The organism is Vogesella sp. AC12 (genome assembly GCF_024437575.1).
Classification (GTDB): domain Bacteria; phylum Pseudomonadota; class Gammaproteobacteria; order Burkholderiales; family Chromobacteriaceae; genus Vogesella; species Vogesella indigofera.
Genome location: NZ_JANFNU010000006.1, coordinates 176,391 through 195,641, shown reverse-complemented (window position 1 = coordinate 195,641; position 19,251 = coordinate 176,391). Strand labels below are relative to the sequence as shown.

Here is a 19,251-nt window from a genome sequence, read left to right as displayed (position 1 = left end):
AATCACTTGCAGAGAAATCAGGTAAATTAACCTCGGACTCTAAAGCTCAGTGCTACTGAGAATGGGGGGGACGTCGCCCATCTATCGAGGAGGCTAGGTCGACCACGAGCCATTTTGCTACGCCCCGGCGCCGCCATGACATCGTAACACCCAGCCCGAACCTCTACAGCAGCCGGTTGAGCAGGCGGTCGAGGCGGATGCGTTTGAGGCGGCCGAGCAGGGTTTTGACTGCGGCCGGATAGTCGCGCAGCGTTTCCAGCTGGCGATAGTGTTGCAGCAGCCTGGTGTGATGGCGGATGTTGTCGAGCTCGGCGGCGGTTTGCTGCCGTAGCTGGCCTGCGGGATCATGCAGCAGCAGGCCGTTCTCAAGGTCGAGACGGAAGGCGCGCGGGTTGAGGTTGTTGCCGGTGACCAGCTGCCAGGCCTGGTCGACCCAGATGCCCTTCAGGTGGTAGCTGTTGTGCTCGTGCTGCCACAGGCGCAGCTGCAGCTTGCCCTGCGCGATCGCGCTCTGGTTGCGTTTGGCAAAGCGGCGCAGATTGCTTTCGTACAGGTAAGGCAGCGCCGAAATGACGCGGAATGGCTCGCTGGGCGGGGTGTAGAAGTCGTTGGCGGTCTTGTCGCCGACGATGATCTCGACCTGCAATCCGTTCCTGATCTGTTTTTGCAGGATGCGCAGGATGCTTTTCGGCGGATTGAAGTAGGGCGTGCACAGGGTGATGCGGTGCTGGGCGCTGCTCAGCAGCTGTTCGATACGCTGGTTGAAACGGTTGTCCTTGCCGACGCCGCTCAGCGGCGTGATGCTGATGCGGCCGCGCTCGGCGGTTGTCGGCGCCGGCAGGTAGTCGTAGCCGGCCAGCCGTTGCCGCAGCGACTTGATGTCGTCCTTGCCGGGGCGCGGCAGACCGGCGACATCCAGGCGTTGCACACCGGGGGAGGGCAGCAGCTGCTGGCACAGGTAGTACGAAAAGCTGTCGGCCAGGTTGCGGTCCTGAATCAGGTGGTAACGGTCGAAGCGGTAACGCTCGCCGACATGCAGGTAGACGTTGTTGAGGCTGGCGCCGCTGTAAATCAGCCAGTCGTCGATCACGAAGCCCTTCAGGTGCAGTACGCCGAACAGCTCCCGCGTCTGTACCGGCACGCCGTAGATGGGCACCTGCTCGCCGCCGAAACGTGCGCTGAGCTCTTGGTACCACTGCGCATTGCCGGCTTGCTTGCCGGCACCGATCAGGCCGCGCCGCGCGCGGTGAAAATCGACAAACACCCGGATGTCCAGCTGCGGTCGTTGCTGCTTGGCCTGATGCAGTGCCAGCAGGATCGACTCGCCGCCTTCGTCGTGCTGCAGGTACAGGCTGCACAGGTGGATACGCTGCTGTGCCTGCGCAATCTGCAGCAGCAGTTGCTGATGAAAGCTCTTGGCGTCGTGCAGCACATGGATGTTGGCCGCATCAACGGCAAAGCCGTTGCCGGCGGGGGCCGGACGGCGGGAGGAAAAAAGCGGCATGCTGGCGAGTGGTGTCCATGAAGGTTGCTGTTGCCATTGTGAATGAAAAAAGGCCGGAATGTTCCGGCCTTTTTGCTTGCGTGGCGCTTATTTGCGGGTCTTGAATTCCTGCCACAGGCGGGTAGTCAGGCGCTGGATTTTCGGATCCATCGGCAGCATCACGAAGCTCTTGGCCATCACTTCCTTGCTCGGGAAGATCGACGGGTTGGTCAGGTTGGCCTTGTCGATGAACTTGCGTGCCGGCAGGCTGCCTGGCGCGTAGGTCACTGCATTGGCGTTGGCCGCGGCCACCTTGGCGTCCAGACTATAGTTGATGAACTTGTAGGCGTTGTCGGCGTTCTTGGCGTCCTTCGGGATCACCATGCTGTCGATCCAGATGCCGACGCCTTCTTTCGGCACCAGTGCCTGCACCTTGACGCCGCTCTTCACTTCCACCGCGCGGGTACGGGCGATGTTGATGTCGCCGCCGTAGCCCAGCACCAGGCACAGCGAGCCGCCGGACAGTTCATTGATGTAGCCGGAGGAGGAGAAGCGGGTCACGTGCGGACGGATGCTTTTCAGCAAATCGGCTGCGGCGCGGTAGTCTGCTTCACTCTTGCTGGCCGGGTCCTTGCCCATGTAGTGCAGCACGATCGGGAACACTTCCGCCGGGGAGTCGAGCATGCTCACGCCACAGCTTTTCAGCTTGGCCGCGTGTTCAGGCTTGAACAGCATGTCCCACTGGTTGGCCGGCAGCTTACCGCCCAGTGCCTTGGTGGCGCGGTCGGTGTTGATGCCGATGGTGTTGATGCCCCAGAAGTACGGTACCGCGAACTTGTTGCCCGGATCGAACTTGGTCATCAGCTTCATCAGCTCCGGGTCCAGGTCCTTGTAGTTCGGCAGCTTGCTCTTGTCCAGCGGCAGGTACAGGTTGGCCTGGATCTGCTTGGCAAGGAAGGTGTTGGACGGCACGACGATGTCGTAGCCGGATTTGCCGGTCAGCATCTTGGCTTGCAGGATTTCGTTACTGTCGTAGACGTCGTAACGGACCTTGACGCCGGTTGCCTTCTGGAAGCCGGGGATGGTGCTTTCCGCGATGTAATCCGACCAGTTGTAGATGTTCAGTTCGTTGCTGGCAGCGACGGCACTACCGGCGTAGGCGGCGCTGACGGCGCCCAGAAGCAGGGTGCGGGCAAATCGTTTCATTCAAGTTTCTCCTGGCGATGCGGTTCAGGTAATCGAACACGTTATTTTGACGGCAAAACGCTACTTAAAACCAGTGCTTATTAAACCCCCGCCGCCGGCCGGCAGGCAAGCCGCGACATGCGGCTGCCGGCTCAGGCCTGCTGCAGTAACTGCTGGCGTTCCCATGGTGTAATGGTACGCGCGAATGTCTGCCATTCAACCTCTTTCAGTGCACAAAAGCTGGCCACGAACTGTGGATGCAGCAACGGGTGCAGCGCCGGTTCGTCGCGCAGGGCAGCGATCGCCTGCGGCAGGCTGGCGGGCAGGGTGGCCGCCATGCCGTAGGCACTGCCGGACAGCGGTGCGCTGGGCGCAATGGCCTGCTCCATGCCAAGCAAGCCGCAGGCCAGCGTGGCGGCCATGGCGAGGTAGGGATTGCAGTCCATGCCGGGCAGGCGGTTTTCCACGCGCCGCGCCGCCGGGGTGCTGTCCGGCACGCGCAGGCCGCAGCTGCGGTTGTCGATGCCCCACTCGACATTGATCGGCGCCGCGCTATGCGGGCTCAGCCTACGGTAGGCGTTGGGGTTGGCCGCCAGCAGCAGCATCGCCGCCGGCAGGTAGCGCTGCAGGCCGCCCAGGTAATGCCCGAAGCGCGGAGCGGCGCTGCCGTCCGGCAGGCTGAACAGGTTGTGGCCGTGGGCATCGACCAGGCTCTGGTGGATGTGCATCGCGCTGCCGGCGTCGTCGGCAAACGGCTTGGCCATGAAGGTGGCCAGCAGGCCGTGGCGTGCGGCCAACGTTTTGGCGCTGCGCTTGAACAGGAACACCTGGTCGGCCAGTGCCAGCGCGTCGCCGTGTTGCAGGTTGATCTCGAATTGGCCATTGCCGACTTCACTGAGCATGGTGTCGCTGGCGATGTGCTGCTGCGCGCACAGCTGCTCCAGCTCGGCAAAGAAGGCGGCGTGGGCCGGCGCCTGATCCACGCTGTACGGCTGACGTGTAGGGCTGACGGGCTGGCCGTCGGCGGGGAGCAGGTAGAACTCGATCTCGGGCGCGACCACCGGCTGCCAGCCGCGCTGCCGGTAGGCAGCCAAGACGCGTTGCAGCACGTTGCGCGGCGCGAACGGGATCGGCTCGCCATCGGAGTCGACACAGTCGTGGATCAGCTGCGCGATGCGCTGGCCGTTGCCGCTGTCCGGCTTCAGGCACAGGGTGCGCGGGTCGGCGCGCAGGCGCATGTCGGGGTCGCTGTCGGCGACCAGTTGCTGTTGCGGGTCGCCGTCCAGGGTCTGGATCAGGCTGACTTGCGGGAAGCGCTGCTCGGCGCTGTCGAGATAGCTGTGGCAGGGAATGAGTTTGCCGCGCGCCTGGCCGTTGAGATCGGGAAACAGGCATTCGATGTGGCTGACGCGCTGGGCGCTCAGCCATTGCTGCAGATCGGACATGTTCAGATACCTTTGCTGCGTGAGTTGTCGGGAGGCGGACAATTCAGCGCGGGCGGCCGTAGGTACTGAGCGGCTGCTCAAAGACGCCCAGCGGCAGCCGGATCTGGCTGCCGGCAACGGGCGTGGTGCAGCAATAGGGCATCGTGGACTCCGGGTGGCGGGTCGTGTGTCTATTTTTTTAACCCAAAAATCGCAAAAACGTCAATTTTATTTAACGATGGTCGCTGGTGGTGAGCGCCGGCGCCACACCTTGCTCATGGCGGCTACCGGCAAAATGTGCAAAAATCCGGTCAACTAACGATATTGCAGGTTTTGTCATGCTGGACCGGGACGGATACCGCCCCAATGTCGGAATCATCCTCGTCAATCATCATAACGAGGTGTTCTGGGGCAAACGCGTGCGCGAGCATTCGTGGCAGTTTCCACAGGGCGGCATCAAGCCGGGTGAAAGCCCGGAAGCCGCCATGTATCGTGAACTGGAAGAAGAAGTCGGCCTGTTGCCGCAGCACGTCAAGATTCTGGGGCGTACCCGCGACTGGCTGCGCTACGACGTGCCCACCAACTGGGTACGCCGCGAGTGGCGCGGCAGCTATCGCGGCCAGAAGCAGATCTGGTTCCTGTTGCGGCTCACCGGCCGCGATTGCGACGTGTGCCTGCGCGCCACCAATCATCCGGAGTTCGACGGCTGGCGCTGGAGCGACTACTGGGAACCGATCGACAACGTGATCGAATTCAAGCGCGACGTGTACGAGCGCGCGCTCACCGAGCTGATGCGCTTCATTAAGGGCGTGGAAAGCCGTGGCGAATATCTGGGGCGGGTGGCCGGCAGCCGGCACCGGCAACCGGACGGGAGCTAATCCTTGAGCAATCCGATGCCTTCGCGGCCACGCACTGCATTTGCAGGCGTGGCCGTTGTTGCTGCCTGGTCGGCATGGCAGCCGGCCGACGTCGCGGTGTGGTGGATGGAGGCGCTGCCGGCGGTGCTGGGCCTGCCGCTGGTCTGGCTGCTGTGGTCGCGTTTTCCGTGGACAAGGTTGGCCGCATGGGCGATGGCGCTGCACGCGGTGGTGCTGCTGGTCGGCGCGCACTACACCTATGCCGAAACCCCGCTCGGCTTCTGGCTGCAGGACGCCTTCGACTTCAGCCGCAACCACTACGACCGCATCGGCCATATCGCGCAGGGCTTCTTCCCGGCGCTGCTGGCGCGCGAGGTGCTCAGCCGCAAGACGCCATTGCGCGGCGGCTGGCTGGCCTTTCTCGCCACCTGCTTCTGCCTGGCCTTCTCCGCGCTGTACGAGCTGATCGAATGGTGGGCGGCGCTGGCGCTGGGCGCCGGTGCCGATGCCTTTCTCGCCACCCAGGGCGACCCGTGGGATACGCAGTGGGACATGTTCCTGGCCCTGTGCGGCGCCGTGCTGGCGCAACTCATTCTGACGCCGACCCACAACCGGCAGCTGGCCGCGTTGCGCGCGGCGCGCTACTGAATCTCTGAATAGACAAGCCATGACACAACAGAATTACGACGAATCCTCGGTCCGGGTACTCAAGGGGCTGGAGCCGGTCAAAGAACGGCCCGGCATGTACACCCGCACCACCGACCCCACCCACATCTGTCAGGAAGTGATCGACAACGCCGCCGACGAGGCGCTGGGCGGCTTCGCGCGCAAGATCGCGGTCACCGTGCACCAGGATGGCTCGCTGAGCGTGGAAGACGACGGCCGCGGCATCCCGGTCGGGCTGCACCCGCAGGAAGGCGTACCGGTGGTGGAACTGGTATTCACCCGCCTGCACGCCGGCGGCAAGTTCAACAAGAAGGACGGTGGCGCCTACGCGTTCTCCGGCGGCCTGCACGGCGTCGGCGTGTCGGTGACCAACGCGCTGTCGACGCGGCTGGAAGTCGAGGTCAAGCGCGAGGGCGGCGTGCACCGCCTGGTGTTCGCCGGCGGCGACGTGATCGAGCCGCTGGCGCGCGTCGGCGACTGCGGCCCGCGCACCAGCGGCACCCGCGTGCGGGTGTGGCCGGATGGCAAGTATTTCGAAACGCCGCGCTACTCGCTGGCGGAGCTGGAGCGCCTGCTGCGCGCCAAGGCGGTGCTGCTGCCCGGCGTGGCGGTGACGCTGACGGTGGAGCGCCCGGGTGGCGACGAAGTCAAGGTGTGGCAATACCCGGAAGGGCTGAAAAGCTACCTCGCCGAGCTGTGCAATGGCGACGAGCCGGTGGCGCCGCTGTTCGCCAGCGAGGCCTTCATCGGTGACGACCACGAGCAGTTCGCCCGCGGCGAGGGCGTGCAGTGGGCGATGGCGTGGTTCGAGGACGGCGCCAGCGGCGAGAGCTACGTCAACCTGATTCCGACCCCGTCCGGCGGCACTCACGAGGCCGGCCTGCGCGCCGGCGTGTTCGAGGCGGTGAAGAGCTTCATCGACCACCACAACCTGCTGCCGCGCGGCGTCAAACTGATGGCGGAAGACGTGTGGAGCCGGGTGCGCTTCGTGCTGTCGGCACGGGTGCTCGATCCACAGTTCCAGGGCCAGACCAAGGACAAGCTCACCAGCCGCGACGCGCTGAAGCTGATCTCCGGCCTCGCCCGCGACCCGGTGGAGCTGTGGCTGAACCAGCACGTCGAAGCCGGCAAGAAGATCGCCGAGCTGGCCATCCGCCAGGCGCAGAGCCGCCTCAAATCCGTGAAGAAGGTGGAAAAGAAAAAAGGCTCCGGCGTGGCGGTGCTGCCGGGCAAGCTCACCGACTGCGAGAGCGAGGACATCGAGCGCAACGAGCTGTTCCTGGTGGAGGGCGACTCCGCCGGCGGCTCCGCCAAGCTGGCGCGCGACAAGGAATACCAGGCCATCCTGCCGCTGCGCGGCAAGGTGCTCAACAGCTGGGAGACCGACCGCGACCAGCTGTTCTCCAACGCCGAGATCCACGACATGGCGGTGGCCATCGGCGTCGATCCGCACGGCGTGGACGACACGCCGGACCTGTCCGGCCTGCGCTACGGCAAGATCGCCATCCTGTCCGATGCCGACGTGGACGGCTCGCACATCCAGGTGCTGCTGCTGACGCTGTTCTTCCGCCACTTCCCGCGTCTGATCGACAACGGCAACATCTACATCGCGCAGCCGCCGCTGTTCCGCGTCGACGTGCCGGGTCAGGGCAAGAACCGCCCGCCGCGCAAGCTGTACGCGCTGGACGAAGGCGAGATGACCGCCATCCTCGACCGCCTGCGCAGCGAGGGGGTGAAGGAAAACGCGTGGAGCATCTCGCGCTTCAAGGGCCTGGGCGAGATGAACCCGGAACAGCTCAAGGACACCACCATGAACCCGGATACCCGCCGCCTGTCGCGAGTACGGGTGCGCGCCGGTGCCTTTGCCGAAACGCGTGACATGTTCGTGATGCTGATGGGCAAGGGCGAGGCCTCCAGCCGCCGCAGCTGGATGGAAGCCAAGGGCAACGAGGTCGAAGCCGACATCTGAGCCGGTCGTACATCGCCAAGGTTGGCCGCAACCCCGTCCGGGCTTGCGGCCTTTTTGTTGCGGCCAACCTTGTGTGGCGACGGCTTGGTGCTAGCGGCGGCGGGGCTGGCTACAATTCGGCTATAGCCACCCACGAGAAGCATCATGTCCCGTCTGCTTTACCTGCAGTCCGGCGGCCCCACCGCCGTGCTCAACCGCTCCGCCCAGGGCGTGATCGAAGCCGCGCGCGCGCAGGGCGTGGCGGTGTGTGCCGCCGCCGACGGCCTCGCCGGGCTGCGTGCCGGGCGGCTGCTGGATCTGGACGCCGCCAGCGCCGCCGATATCGCCCGCCTCGGCAGCCTGCCGGGCGCCGCGTTCGGCAGCAGCCGCGACATCCTGGCGCCGTTCGCGGACGATGCCGCCGGCTGGCAGCAACTGGCCGAGGTGCTGCGTCGCTTCGACATCGGCCAGCTGCTGCTTAACGGCGGCAACGGCTCGATGGAGACGGCACGGCTGCTGCAGCAGCTGGGCGAGCGTTTCGCGCTGCCGCTGCAGGTGGTCGGCATCCCGAAGACCATCGACAACGATCTGGAAGGCACCGATTTCAGCCCCGGCTATCCGTCGGCGGCGAAGTATCTGGCCAGCAGCCTGCGCGAGGTGACGCTCGACGTGCGCAGCATGGCGCAGCAGCGGGTGTTCATCATGGAGACCATGGGCCGTCACGTCGGCTGGCTGACCGCGGCCTGCGCGCTGGCGGCCTTGCCGGGCGAGGCGGCGCCGCTGTTGCTGCTGCCGGAGGTGGCGTTCGACGAGGCGCGGCTGCTGGCGGCGGTACGGCAGCGGCTGGCGGCCAGTGGCTGCTGCGTGATCGCGGTGTCGGAAGGGCTGCGCCATGCCGACGGTCGTTTCGTCGCGCAGCTGCACGCCGATGCGGTGTACGGCCACGAGCACCTCGGCGGTGCCGGCATGTGGCTGGCGCAACGGCTGCAACAGCAGCTGGGGGTGAAGGCGCACGTGGCGCTGGTGGACTGCCTGCAGCGCGCGGCGCGGCATCTGGTGTCGGCGGTCGATGCGCAGCAGGCTTACCGGCTGGGGCAACAGGCGGTGGCGACGGCGCTGGCCGGGCAGGGCGGGGTGATGCTGGCGCTGCAACGGCAGCAGGGCGCCGCCGGCACCGACTGGCAACTGTCGCCGCTGCCGCTGGCGGCGGTCGCCAACCGCGAACGCGCGCTGCCGGCGGACTTTATCGCCGCCGACGGCCAGTCGGTGACGCCGGCGTTTGTCGCCTACCTGCGGCCGCTGCTGCAGGGCGAACAAGCGCTGGCCTTTGCCGACGGCCTGCCGGACCTGCGCTGTCCGGTGTGGCCGCCGCTGCTGCCCTGATGTTGCGCGGCGCTTAGGCCTGCGCGGTGGCGCCCAGCTTGCTGCGCAGACGCTTGGTGACGTTCACCATCGCCTGCAGCGCGGCCTCGGTTTCCGGCCAGCCGCGCGTTTTCAGGCCGCAGTCCGGATTCACCCACAGCCGTTCGGCCGGGATCACCTGCAGCGCCTTGGCCAGCAGCTTGTCCAGTTCGGCTTCGGTCGGGATGCGCGGGCTGTGGATGTCGTAGACGCCGGGGCCGATTTCGTTCGGGTACTGGAAGCTGCCGAAGTCGCGCAGCAGCTCCATGTCCGAGCGCGAGGTCTCGATGGTGATCACGTCGGCGTCGAGCGCGGCGATCGCCGGCAGGATGTCGCCGAATTCCGAGTAGCACATGTGGGTGTGGATCTGGGTGCTGTCGTCGACGCCGGCGCAGGACAGACGGAACGCTTCGCCGGCCCAGGCGAGATACGCATCCCAGTCGCCGCGCTGCAGCGGCAGGCCTTCACGCACCGCCGGCTCGTCGATCTGGATCACCTTGATACCGGCGTTTTCCAGATCCAGCACCTCGTCGTTGATCGCCAGCGCGATCTGGCGGCACACCGCGCTGCGCGGCAGGTCGTTGCGCACGAAGCTCCACTGCAGGATGGTGACCGGGCCGGTGAGCATGCCCTTCACCGGACGCGGCGACAGGCTCTGCGCGTACACCGCCCAGCGCACCGTCATCGGCGTTGGTCGCGCCACGTCGCCGTAGATGACGGGCGGCTTCACGCAGCGACTGCCATAGCTCTGCACCCAGCCGTATTCGGTGAAGGCGAAGCCGGCCAGCTGCTCGCCGAAGTACTCCACCATGTCGTTGCGCTCCGCCTCGCCGTGCACCAGCACGTCGATGTCGAGCAGCTCCTGCTTGCGGATCACCAGTTCGATCTCCGCCTTCATCGCCGCTTCGTAGCTGGCGGCGTCGAGTTCGCCACGCTTGAACGCGGCGCGCGCGGCGCGGATCTCGCTGGTCTGCGGGAAGGAGCCGATGGTGGTGGTCGGCAGCAGCGGCAGCTTGAGCCACGCGTGCTGCAACGGCGCGCGCTGTGCGAACGGGCTGGTGCGGCGGTCGCTGCCGGCCGGCAGTGCGGCCAACCTTTGTGCCACCTCGGCACGGTGGATGCGCGGGCTGCTGCGGCGCTGCTCGCGGGCGTAGTTGCTGGCCGCCAGCTCGTTCTCGATGCTGGCGCGCCCCTGTTGCAGGCCGCGCTTGAGCAGTTTCAGTTCGTTCAGCTTCTGCACCGCGAACGCCAGCCAGCTCTTCAGGTCGACATCGAGCTGGCCTTCCTGTGCCAGGTCGAACGGGCTGTGCAGCAGCGAGCAGCTCGGCGCCAGCCACAGCCGTTCGCCCAGCTGCGCGTGCAAGGCCTCGGCCTGCTGCAGCACCGCGTCGAGGTCGGCACGCCAGATATTGCGGCCGTCGATGACACCGGCGGACAGTACCTTGTCCTGCGGCCAACCTTGGACGAAGGTCGCCAGCTGTTGCGGCGCGCGCACCAGATCCAGGTGCAGGCCGGCCACCGGCAGCGCCTTCAGCAGTTCGGCGTGCTCCGCCACGCTGCCGAAGTAGGTGGCCAGCAGCAGTTGCAGCGGGCTGGCCGCCAGCTCGGCGTAGGCGGGGGCGAACGCCGCCAGCCACTCGGCCGGCAGGTCCAGCGCCAGGATCGGTTCGTCCAGCTGCACCCAGTCTACTTTTGCGGCATTGAGGGCCGCGAGCAGGTCCTGATAGGTTTGCAGCAGCGCCGGCAGCAGTGTCAGGCGGTCAAAGGCGGCGCCCTTGCACTTGCCCAGCCACAGCAGGGTCAGCGGCCCGATCAGCACCGGCTTGCTCTTGATGCCCAGCGCCTGCGCCTCGGCGATCTGTGCCAAGAGCGGCGCCGGGTTGGCCGCAAAGGCGGTGTCGGCGTGCCACTCCGGGACCAGGTAGTGGTAGTTGCTGTCGAACCACTTGGTCATTTCGATGGCGTGCTGGCTGCTGTTGCCTCGTGCCAGCTGGAAATACTGCGCGCTGGAAAGCTTGGCCGCATCGAAGCCGAAGCGGCGAGGGATGGCGCCGACCAGCACCTGTGCGTCGAGCACGTGGTCGTACAGCGAGAAGTCGCCGACCGGGCTGATGTCGAGGCCGGCGCCTTTTTGCAGTAGCCAGTGCTTCTGGCGCAGCTCGCGCGCGCCGGCCTGCAGCGCGGCGTCGTCGATCTCGTTTTTCCAGAACTTCTCGACCAGGAATTTCAGTTCGCGCTTGGCGCCGATGCGGGGGAAACCGGCAAGATGAATAGTGCTCATGTTGGTGTCTTTCTGTATGAAATTTGTGCATTGATCATGCGATAATCATCGACATGAGACAAATTCATTATTTTGCTACTTCACATGAGGCTGATTCATGAACCAGAGTCTGCTGGAACTACGCCACCTGAAGACGCTGCTGGCGCTGGCCGAAACCGGCAGCGTGTCGCAGGCGGCGAAACGGGTGTTCCTGACGCAATCGGCGCTGTCGCACCAGATCAAGGCGCTGGAGGAGCACTACGGCCTCAGCCTGTTCGAGCGCAAGACGCAGCCGCTACGGCTGACGCCGGCCGGCGAGCGCTTGCTGCTGCTGGCGCGCGAGGTGCACGCCCGCATCAGCGCCGCCGAGCGCGATCTGGCGCGACTGCGCGAGGGCGAGGCCGGCGAGCTGCGCATCGCGGTGGAGTGCCATACCTGCTTCGACTGGCTGATGCCGGCGATGGACAGCTTCCGCCAGCACTGGCCGGCGGTGGAGCTGGACATCGTCTCCGGCTTCCATACCGATCCGGTGGGCCTGCTGCTGACCGGGCGCGCCGATCTGGCGATCGTGTCGGAGGCCGAGGCGCATCCCGGCGTCGCGCACCAGCCACTGTTCGGTTACGAGATGGTGGCCATCGCCGCCCACGATCACCCGCTGGCGGCGCAGAAGGTGTGGCATGCCGAAGATTTTGCCGCCGAGACGCTGATCAGCTACCCGGTGCCGGACGCGATGCTGGACCTGGTGCGCAAGGTGCTGAAGCCGGCCGGCATCAACCCGGCGCGACGCACCTCGGAGCTGACCATCGCCATCATCCAGCTGGTGGCCAGCCGCCGCGGCGTGGCGGCGCTGCCGTTCTGGGCGGTGAAACCGTATCTGGAGCGCGGCTACGTCAGCGCCGCGCGCATCGGCGAGGCCGGCCTGCACAGTGAGCTGTACGCCGCGCTGCGCAGCGACGACGCCAACCTGGCCTATATGCACGACTTCCTCGCCACGGTGCGCGAGCAGAGCTTCGCCACGCTGCCGGGGCTGAGTGTGCTGGATTGATATTACTGGCATGCCTGCGGCCAACCTTGCACACCGGGCGCAAGGTTGGCCGCAAGGCGTTAGCTCGTTAACGCCGCAGCAGCGCCTTTTCCGCCTCGATCAGCAGGAAGGCGAGCACGCCGCTGGCCGCGATCAGCCCCCAGTGCGAGAGCGCCGGGGAGGCGGTGCCGAACAGGGTGTGCAGCCATGGCAGGTAGCTGAACGCCAGTTGCAGCAGCAGCAGGATGGCCACGCACCACAGCGCGATACGGTTGCCGCCCAGCACGCGCAGCGTCAGCGCGCTGCTGTGCTGGTGACGGCTGTTGAACAGGTAGGCGATCTCGATCGCCACCATGCTGTTCACCGCCAGCGTGCTGGCCAGCGCCTGCGAGTGGCCGCCGTCCAGCGCCCACAGGTACAGCGCGAACGGCAGCGCCACCATCAGCGCGCCGACGAAGGCCAGCCGCCACACGAACAGCGCGTCGATCAGCCCGGCCTGTGGCGGTCGCGGCGGGCGCCGCATCACGCCGTGCTCGGTCGGTTCGAAGGCGAAGGCCAGCGCCAGCGTCACCGCCGACACCATGTTCACCCACAGGATCTGCACCGGGCTGATCGGCAGCGCCACGCCGAACAGGATGGCGGCGATGATGATTAGCGCTTGGCCGACGTTGGTGGGCAGGATGAACAGGATGGCCTTTTTCAGGTTGTCGTACACGGTGCGCCCCTCGCGCACCGCCAACGCCAGGGTGGTGAAATTGTCGTCGGTGATCACCATCTCCGCTGCCTCCTTGGCCGCCTCGGTGCCCTTGCCACCCATGGCGACGCCGACGTCGGCCTGTTTCAGCGCCGGGGCGTCGTTGACGCCGTCGCCGGTCATCGCCACCACCTCGCCGTTGTGCTTCAGCGCGGCGATCAGGCGCAGCTTGTGTTCCGGGCTGGCGCGGGCGAACACGTCGATGTCGCGCACCGCCAGCGCCAGCGCCGCGTCGTCCAGCGCGTCGATGTCGCTGCCGCTCAGTGCGCGCAGGCCGTCGCCGATGCCGAGACGGCCGCCGATGGCGGCGGCGGTGCCGGCGTGGTCGCCGGTGATCATCTTGATGCGGATGCCGGCGCTCTGGCACAGCGCCACCGCGCGCGCCGCTTCCTCGCGCGGCGGGTCGATCATGCCGACCAGGCCGAGCAGCAGCAGCTGGTCCTCGGTGTCGGCAAAATCCAGCTCGCTGCTGCAGTGCGCCTGGCGGCGTTCGGCGATGGCCAGCACGCGGTAGCCGTCACCGGCCAGCTGTTGCGCCTGCTGCTGCCAGAACGCCAGCTCCAGCCCGGCAATGCCGTGTTCCAGCTGCTGGTGGCTGGCGCGTGCCAGCAGCACCTCCGGCGCGCCCTTGAGCAGGATCAGGCGGTGGCCGTCGTGGTCGTGGTGCAGGGTGGCCATGAAGCGGTGTTCCGATTCGAACGGGATCGCGTCCTGCCGCGGCAGGCTGTGCTGCAGGCTGGCCAGCGGCAGCTGCGCCTTGTGCGCCAGCGTCAGCAGCGCGCCCTCGGTCGGGTCGCCGCTGAGTTGCCACTGGCCGGCGACGTGCTGCAGGCTGGCGTCGTTGCACAGTGCCGCAGCGCGCAGCAGCGCGTCGAGCGGGGCGTGCTGGCCGTAGTGTAGCGGCGCGTCGTCGTGGAACAGGCCGCCTTCCGGCGCGTAGCCGACGCCGCTGACGCGCAGCTGGCGCTCGCGGGTGACGATGCGGCCGGCGGTCATCTCGTTGCAGGTCAGGGTGCCGGTCTTGTCCGAGCAGATCACCGTCACCGCGCCCAGCGTCTCCACCGCCGGCAGCTTGCGCATGATGGCGCGCTGGCGGGCCATGCGCTCGACGCCGATCGCCAGCGTGATGGTGACGATGGCGGGCAGCCCTTCCGGAATCGCCGCCACCGCCAGCCCGACACCGGCCATGAACATGTCCGGCCAGCTGTGGCCGCGCCAGTACACGCCCAGCAGCAGGGTGACGCTGGCCACCAGCAGCGTGGCGCCGGTCAGCCAGCGCGCGAACTGGTCCAGCTGCCGCATCAGCGGCGTGACGTTGTCGCCGACCTCGTCGAGCATCGCGTTGATGCGGCCCAGCTCGGTGTCGCGGCCGGTGGCAATCACCAGCCCGCGCGCCTGGCCGTAGCTGACCAGGGTGCCGGCGTAGGCCATGTTGCGGCGCTCGGCCAGCGGCGTCGCCGCCGGCAGCGCGGCAAAATCCTTGCTGACCGGCAGCGATTCGCCGGTCAGCGCCGCCTCGTCGAGGCGCAGCGAGCGGCCGTCGAGCAGGCGCAGGTCGGCCGGCACCTTGTCGCCGCTTTGCAGCAGCACGATGTCGCCGGGCACCAGCGTGCTGGCGTCGACATCGTGGCGCTCGCCGTCGCGGATCACCGTCGCCTGCAGCGCCAGCATGTTGCGGATCGCCGCCAGCGCGCTCTCGGCGCGCCCTTCCTGGATGGTGCCGATCACGGCATTGATCAGCACCACGCCGAAGATCACCGCGCTGTCGACGTAGTCGGCCAGCAGCAGGGTGCCGAGCGCGGCGGCGAGCAGCACGTAGATCAGCAGGTTGTGGAATTGCAGCACAAAGCGCAGCCACAGGCTCTTCGCGGCCGGCTGCGGCAGGCTGTTGCGGCCGTAGCGTTGCAGCCGCTCCGCCGCGACTTGCTGGCTGAGGCCGTCGTCGCTGCTTTGCCAGTGCTGCATCACCTGGGCGGTGTCTTCGGCATGCCAGTGCGGGGCGGGTGTTGCAGGCTTCATGGGCGGGCTATCCTTGAGTGAACTGCACGCAGTGTAGAGTGGCGCGGCCGGTGCATGGTTTCCATGCTGGGACATGTTTTGACGGATCGCAAAGATTGCCGCAAAACTTTGCGCAGCCGGCGGCGTCAGTGCGATGATCTGCCCGCTTGGGCATGCTGTTTGCTGATGGCATGTTAACGCCGGCCGTGGTCGGCGTATCGAATAAGAGGAACGCGGTGATGATGAAGAAAATTCTGCTGGTGCTGGATAGCGGCGACAGCGCGCTGCTGGCGCGTGACTATGCGTTGCAGCTGGCCAAACGGCACCAGTGTGCGCTGACGGCGCTGGCGCTGATCGATGGTGCCCCGCTGCTGGAAGGCGAGGCGATGCCGCCGGGGGCGTTCGCCTATCGCGTGGCGCGCGACGCCAGCATGGAGCAGCGCTGGCTGGACAATGCCCGCACCCTGCTCGACAACATGCGCGCGCAGGCCGGCGAGCTGGATGTGGCACTGGCCAGCGTGCTGGCCGAGGACGGCCACCCGGAAGACGAGCTGGTCCGGCATGCGCCGCTGCACGATCTGCTGGTGGTGTCCACCGACAGTCACCTCGGCGAGAGCGAGCGCCCGCACGACAGCCGCTGGCTGGAAAACTACCTGCTGAACCCGGCGCGGCCGATGCTGCTGTTCTCGGCCGATACCGTGCTGCCCGAGCATCCGCGTTGCGTGGTGCTGGCCTATGACGGCAGCCCGTGCGCCGCCCGTGCGCTGCAGCAGTTTGTGTTCCTCGGCCTCGCGCATGATTTGCCGCGCAAGGTGATCGCCAACCACACCGATCCGCTGGAAGCCGAGCGTCTGGCCTGCGAAGGCGCCGCCTATCTCGCCGGCCACGGCCTGCCGGCGGAGCCGGTGGCGCTGACCGCGCGCGGCTCCAATTCGCAGGTCCTGATCGCCGCCGCCGACAGCCACGGTGCCGCGCTGCTGGTGATGGGTGCCTTCGGCCACAACAGCTGGAAGGAGCGCCTGTTCGGCTCCACCACCCGCACGTTGATGAAACACTGCCACGTGCCGCTGCTGATGTTCCACTGAGCCGACGGCGCACCCTGGATGACAATGCGGCCAACCTTGAGGTTGGCCGCATTGTTTTTGCCGATGGCGTGCTAGCTGGCCAATTGCTTGTAGAAATAGCGGGTGGCGTGCAGACGGCCATCCGGGCTTGCGGCATAGCCGGGGATGTCGCCGGCGTGCTGCCAACCCCAGCGCGGGTAGAGTCGTGCCGCCAGCGAGTCGGCATCGGTATCCAGTACCAGCAGCAGCCGGCCATCGGCTTGGGCGGCCGCCTCCGCCTGCTGCATCAGTTTCGCTGCCACCCCCTGGCCGCGAGCGTCCGGGTGCACCATCAGCTTCTGGATTTCGGCACGGTGGCGGCCATTGGTCTTGCCACAGGGTGCAAGCTGTACGCTACCGATGATGCATCCCTCGCTGATGGCCAGCCAGCAGCGCAATTCCCCCCCAAGCTTGGCCGCAAGGGCCTGCCAGTAATCCTCGGCTTCGGCGTGATGGAGCGACGAAAGAAAGCCGATGGACGCGCCGCCCTGCACACAACTTAGCAGTAGCCCCGCCAGTTGTTCCGGGTCCGCTGTTTCACCGACCTGCCATTCACGGATGATCATTCGCCGTGTTCCAGCCCCAGTTCCTGGATCTTGCGCGTCAGCGTGTTGCGGCCCCAGCCCAGCAGGTTGGCCGCTTCTACCTTGCGCCCGCCGGTGTGGGCGAGGCCGCTTCTGATGCAGGTGCTTTCAAAGCGGGCGGTGAGGTCGTCGATGATGCCGGTTTCGCCTGCGGCCAACCTTTGTGCCACCTCGCGCGCCAGCAGCATGGTCCAGTCGCCCGCAAGCGTCGGCAGCACGCCGCTGCCATCGCCGGCGGGCGGCAGCTCGATGGCGCCGCCGCTGCCGGCGACCAGCTCGGGGCGGAATTCCGGCGGCAGGTCCTGCATCTCTACCGACTGCCCCGGCGCCATCACCGTGATCCACTGGCACAGGTTTTCCAGCTGGCGCACGTTGCCGGGAAAGGCGTAGTGCTGCACCAGCGCCATCGCCGCCTCGGACAGCCGCTTCGGCTCCACGCCAAGGTTGGCCGCACTGCGCGCCAGGAAGTGGCGCACCAGCAGCGGGATGTCCTCGCTGCGCTCGCGTAGCGGCGGCAGGCGCAGGCGGATCACGTTGAGGCGGTGGAACAGGTCCTCGCGGAACTGGCCGAGCTTGACGCGCTCCTCCAGGTGCTGGTGGGTGGCGGCGATCACGCGCACATTGGCCTTGATCGGGGTGTGGCCGCCGACGCGGTAGAAGTGGCCGTCGGACAGCACGCGCAGCAGTCGCGTCTGCAGTTCGGTCGGCATGTCGCCGATCTCGTCGAGGAACAGGGTGCCGCCTTCCGCCTCTTCGAAGCGGCCGCGGCGGGTGCCCAGCGCGCCGGTGAAGGCGCCTTTCTCGTGGCCGAACAGCTCCGACTCCAGCAGGTCCTTCGGAATGGCCGCGGTGTTCAGCGCGATGAAGGGCTTGGCCGAGCGCACCGAGTGGCGGTGCAGCGCCTCGGCGACGCGCTCCTTGCCGGTACCGGATTCGCCGGTGATCAGCACCGTGACGCTGGATTGCGACAGGCGGCCGATGGCGCGGAACACGTCCTGCATCGCCGGTGCCTGGCCCAGCAGCGCCGGCATCGCCTCGGCGTCCTCGCTGGCCGCCTCGCTGCTGCGGCTCTCCGCCAGCGCGCGCTCGATCAGCGCCACCGCCTGGTCGACGTCGAACGGCTTGGGCAGGTACTCGAAGGCGCCGCCCTGGAACGCCGCCACCGCCGAGTCGAGATCGGAATGCGCGGTCATGATGATCACCGGCAGTGCCGGATGCTCCTGCTTGACCTTGCCGAGGAATTTCAGGCCGTCGGTGCCCGGCATGCGGATGTCGCTGATGATCACGCTGGGGGTGGCGTCGTACAGCGCGTTGAGTGCGTCGTCCGCGCTGGAGAAGCTCTGGTAGGCGATACCGCTGCGCGCCAGCGATTTTTCCAGTACCCAGCGGATCGCCTTGTCGTCGTCAATGATCCAGACCGCTTGCGTCATGCTTGTTCGCCTTGAAGTAGTTTTATTGGTCCGGGCCGAATGGCATCAGTACCGTAAAGCAGGTGTTGCCCGGACGGGACTCGAATTCGATGGTGCCGCCGTGCTGGTGTACGAAGGTCTGCGCCAGCGTCAGGCCAAGGCCGGTGCCCTCGGCGCGGCCGGTGACCAGCGGGTAGAACACGTGGTCGCGGATGTCGTCGGGAATGCCGGGGCCGTTGTCGATGACTTGCAATTTCAGTGCCAGGTTGTGGCGCTTGCGGGCGAGGGTGACCTGGCGCGCGACGCGGGTGCGCAGGATGATCTCGCCGCTGCCCTTCATCGCCTGTACCGCGTTCTTGGCGATGTTGAGCACCACCTGGATCAGCTGCTCCTTGTCGGCGGCCAGCATCGGCAGGCTGACGTCGTAGTCGCGGCGCACCGTCAGCCCCTGCGGGTATTCGGCCAGCAGGATGCTGCGTACCCGCTCCAGCACTTCGTGGATGTTGACGTCGCTGGCGATGTGGCGGCGGTGCGGTGCCAGTAGGCGGTCGACCAGGTGCTGCAGCCGCAGCGCCTCCTCGCGGATCACGCCGGTGTATTCCAGCAGCTCGGGGCGGTCGGCGATCTCGTGCTCTAGTAATTGCGCCGCGCCGCGGATGCCGCCCAGCGGGTTCTTGATCTCGTGCGCCAGGTTGCGGATCAGCTCGCGGTTGGCCTGTTGCTGCAGCAGCAGCCGTTCCTCGTTGGCGATGCGCAGCTGCTGGTCGATCGGGCGCAACTCGACCAGTGCCAGCCGCGGCGGGCTGTCGATCGGGGTCACGGTGAGGCCGATGTGCAGCGGGATGTCGCCTTCCGGCATCAGCTCCAGGTCGTGCTCGATATAGCTGCCGGCATGATCCAGCGCCATCTGCACCGCGTTCTTCAGTGCGCGCGCGTCATGGAACAGCGCGTACAGCGAGTGCTTCTGCAGCTCCTTGCGGCCAACCTTGAGCAGGCTTTCGCAGGCCGGGTTGGCGAATAGCAGTTGGCCGTTGCGCTCGACGATCATCACCGGCGTTTCCAGCAATTCCAGACCGGCGTACTGCTGCGGATAGTTTTGGTAGGTCATGGTGGGCATTCCACGTTGCTTGTACTGGCTTTAGCAAGAAACAAGCC

At 66.7% G+C, this 19,251-nt stretch carries 15 protein-coding genes; 7 read left to right on the top strand and 8 right to left on the bottom strand.

What is annotated here, in order from left to right; genetic code table 11:
• Positions 1-163: 163 nt before the first annotated feature.
• From pssA to NOM55_RS11650, 3 genes are all read right to left on the bottom strand, one after another.
• The gene (gene pssA, locus NOM55_RS11660; RefSeq protein WP_255908691.1) at positions 164-1,504 is read right to left on the bottom strand and encodes a CDP-diacylglycerol--serine O-phosphatidyltransferase; all 1,341 of its coding nucleotides are present in this window, start codon (positions 1,502-1,504) and stop codon (positions 164-166) included.
• An 87-nt stretch (positions 1,505-1,591) separates the two neighbouring features.
• Positions 1,592-2,689 carry a polyamine ABC transporter substrate-binding protein gene (locus tag NOM55_RS11655; protein WP_255908690.1) on the bottom strand — a complete coding sequence of 366 codons (1,098 nt, stop codon included), beginning with the start codon at positions 2,687-2,689 and terminating at the stop codon, positions 1,592-1,594.
• Positions 2,690-2,820: 131 nt separating this feature from the next.
• Positions 2,821-4,113 carry a glutamine synthetase family protein gene (locus tag NOM55_RS11650; protein ID WP_255908689.1) on the bottom strand — a complete coding sequence of 431 codons (1,293 nt, stop codon included), beginning with the start codon at positions 4,111-4,113 and terminating at the stop codon, positions 2,821-2,823.
• Between NOM55_RS11650 and NOM55_RS11645 the strand changes: the two genes are divergently transcribed.
• The 5 genes from NOM55_RS11645 (at position 4,112) to NOM55_RS11625 (ending at position 8,946) form a co-directional block, all read left to right on the top strand.
• Entirely contained in the window at positions 4,112-4,411 is a 300-nt protein-coding gene (locus NOM55_RS11645) for a hypothetical protein (RefSeq protein ID WP_255908688.1), read from the top strand. The genes NOM55_RS11650 and NOM55_RS11645 overlap by 2 nt on opposite strands.
• A 19-nt stretch (positions 4,412-4,430) precedes the next feature.
• Positions 4,431-4,970, top strand: a complete 540-nt coding sequence (locus tag NOM55_RS11640) for an RNA pyrophosphohydrolase (RefSeq protein WP_047968362.1) — start codon at positions 4,431-4,433, stop codon at positions 4,968-4,970.
• A 48-nt stretch (positions 4,971-5,018) separates the two neighbouring features.
• Positions 5,019-5,597: a DUF2238 domain-containing protein gene (locus NOM55_RS11635; RefSeq protein WP_255908687.1), complete on the top strand. Its 579-nt coding sequence runs from the start codon at positions 5,019-5,021 to the stop codon at positions 5,595-5,597.
• Between the two features lie 19 nt (positions 5,598-5,616).
• Positions 5,617-7,584: a DNA topoisomerase IV subunit B gene (gene parE, locus NOM55_RS11630; RefSeq protein ID WP_255908686.1), complete on the top strand. Its 1,968-nt coding sequence runs from the start codon at positions 5,617-5,619 to the stop codon at positions 7,582-7,584.
• A 144-nt stretch (positions 7,585-7,728) separates the two neighbouring features.
• Entirely contained in the window at positions 7,729-8,946 is a 1,218-nt protein-coding gene (locus tag NOM55_RS11625; protein ID WP_255908685.1) for a 6-phosphofructokinase, read from the top strand.
• Between the two features lie 13 nt (positions 8,947-8,959).
• Here the strand turns inward: NOM55_RS11625 and metE are convergent, their stop codons facing one another.
• Positions 8,960-11,245 (bottom strand): 5-methyltetrahydropteroyltriglutamate--homocysteine S-methyltransferase, encoded by a 2,286-nt coding sequence (metE, locus tag NOM55_RS11620; protein WP_255908684.1) that lies wholly within the window; start codon positions 11,243-11,245, stop codon positions 8,960-8,962.
• A gap of 97 nt (positions 11,246-11,342) precedes the next feature.
• Here metE and NOM55_RS11615 point away from each other — a divergent pair, with 97 nt between their 5' ends.
• Positions 11,343-12,269, top strand: a complete 927-nt coding sequence (locus tag NOM55_RS11615) for a LysR family transcriptional regulator (RefSeq protein ID WP_305118907.1) — start codon at positions 11,343-11,345, stop codon at positions 12,267-12,269.
• 67 nt (positions 12,270-12,336) lie between these two features.
• Here the strand turns inward: NOM55_RS11615 and NOM55_RS11610 are convergent, their stop codons facing one another.
• Complete coding sequence (locus NOM55_RS11610; RefSeq protein WP_255908683.1) at positions 12,337-15,021, bottom strand: cation-transporting P-type ATPase; 2,685 nt, start codon at positions 15,019-15,021, stop codon at positions 12,337-12,339.
• Positions 15,022-15,239: 218 nt separating this feature from the next.
• Between NOM55_RS11610 and NOM55_RS11605 the strand changes: the two genes are divergently transcribed.
• Entirely contained in the window at positions 15,240-16,085 is an 846-nt protein-coding gene (locus NOM55_RS11605; RefSeq protein WP_255908681.1) for a universal stress protein, read from the top strand.
• A 71-nt stretch (positions 16,086-16,156) separates the two neighbouring features.
• Here the strand turns inward: NOM55_RS11605 and NOM55_RS11600 are convergent, their stop codons facing one another.
• Genes NOM55_RS11600 through glnL form a run of 3 tightly spaced genes read right to left on the bottom strand, consistent with a single transcriptional unit; the run spans position 16,157 to position 19,204 of the window.
• Positions 16,157-16,669 (bottom strand): GNAT family N-acetyltransferase, encoded by a 513-nt coding sequence (locus NOM55_RS11600; protein ID WP_255908680.1) that lies wholly within the window; start codon positions 16,667-16,669, stop codon positions 16,157-16,159.
• A complete protein-coding gene (ntrC, locus tag NOM55_RS11595) occupies positions 16,666-18,117 on the bottom strand; it encodes a nitrogen regulation protein NR(I) (RefSeq protein ID WP_255908679.1) in 1,452 nt (483 codons plus the stop codon). Before ntrC ends, NOM55_RS11600 begins: the two co-directional genes overlap by 4 nt.
• Positions 18,118-18,139: 22 nt before the next feature.
• The gene (gene glnL / locus NOM55_RS11590; RefSeq protein ID WP_255908677.1) at positions 18,140-19,204 is read right to left on the bottom strand and encodes a nitrogen regulation protein NR(II); all 1,065 of its coding nucleotides are present in this window, start codon (positions 19,202-19,204) and stop codon (positions 18,140-18,142) included.
• Positions 19,205-19,251: the final 47 nt, after the last annotated feature.

Coding starts and splice junctions, on each gene's coding strand:
- NOM55_RS11600 (WP_255908680.1), bottom strand. CDS start 16,669: ATGATCATCCGTGAATGGCAGGTCGGTGAAACAGCGGACCCGGAACAA.
- NOM55_RS11615 (WP_305118907.1), top strand. CDS start 11,343: ATGAACCAGAGTCTGCTGGAACTACGCCACCTGAAGACGCTGCTGGCG.
- parE (WP_255908686.1), top strand. CDS start 5,617: ATGACACAACAGAATTACGACGAATCCTCGGTCCGGGTACTCAAGGGG.
- metE (WP_255908684.1), bottom strand. CDS start 11,245: ATGAGCACTATTCATCTTGCCGGTTTCCCCCGCATCGGCGCCAAGCGC.
- NOM55_RS11605 (WP_255908681.1), top strand. CDS start 15,240: ATGATGAAGAAAATTCTGCTGGTGCTGGATAGCGGCGACAGCGCGCTG.
- NOM55_RS11625 (WP_255908685.1), top strand. CDS start 7,729: ATGTCCCGTCTGCTTTACCTGCAGTCCGGCGGCCCCACCGCCGTGCTC.
- glnL (WP_255908677.1), bottom strand. CDS start 19,204: ATGACCTACCAAAACTATCCGCAGCAGTACGCCGGTCTGGAATTGCTG.
- NOM55_RS11655 (WP_255908690.1), bottom strand. CDS start 2,689: ATGAAACGATTTGCCCGCACCCTGCTTCTGGGCGCCGTCAGCGCCGCC.
- NOM55_RS11650 (WP_255908689.1), bottom strand. CDS start 4,113: ATGTCCGATCTGCAGCAATGGCTGAGCGCCCAGCGCGTCAGCCACATC.
- NOM55_RS11645 (WP_255908688.1), top strand. CDS start 4,112: ATGTTCAGATACCTTTGCTGCGTGAGTTGTCGGGAGGCGGACAATTCA.
- NOM55_RS11610 (WP_255908683.1), bottom strand. CDS start 15,021: ATGAAGCCTGCAACACCCGCCCCGCACTGGCATGCCGAAGACACCGCC.
- ntrC (WP_255908679.1), bottom strand. CDS start 18,117: ATGACGCAAGCGGTCTGGATCATTGACGACGACAAGGCGATCCGCTGG.
- NOM55_RS11640 (WP_047968362.1), top strand. CDS start 4,431: ATGCTGGACCGGGACGGATACCGCCCCAATGTCGGAATCATCCTCGTC.
- pssA (WP_255908691.1), bottom strand. CDS start 1,504: ATGCCGCTTTTTTCCTCCCGCCGTCCGGCCCCCGCCGGCAACGGCTTT.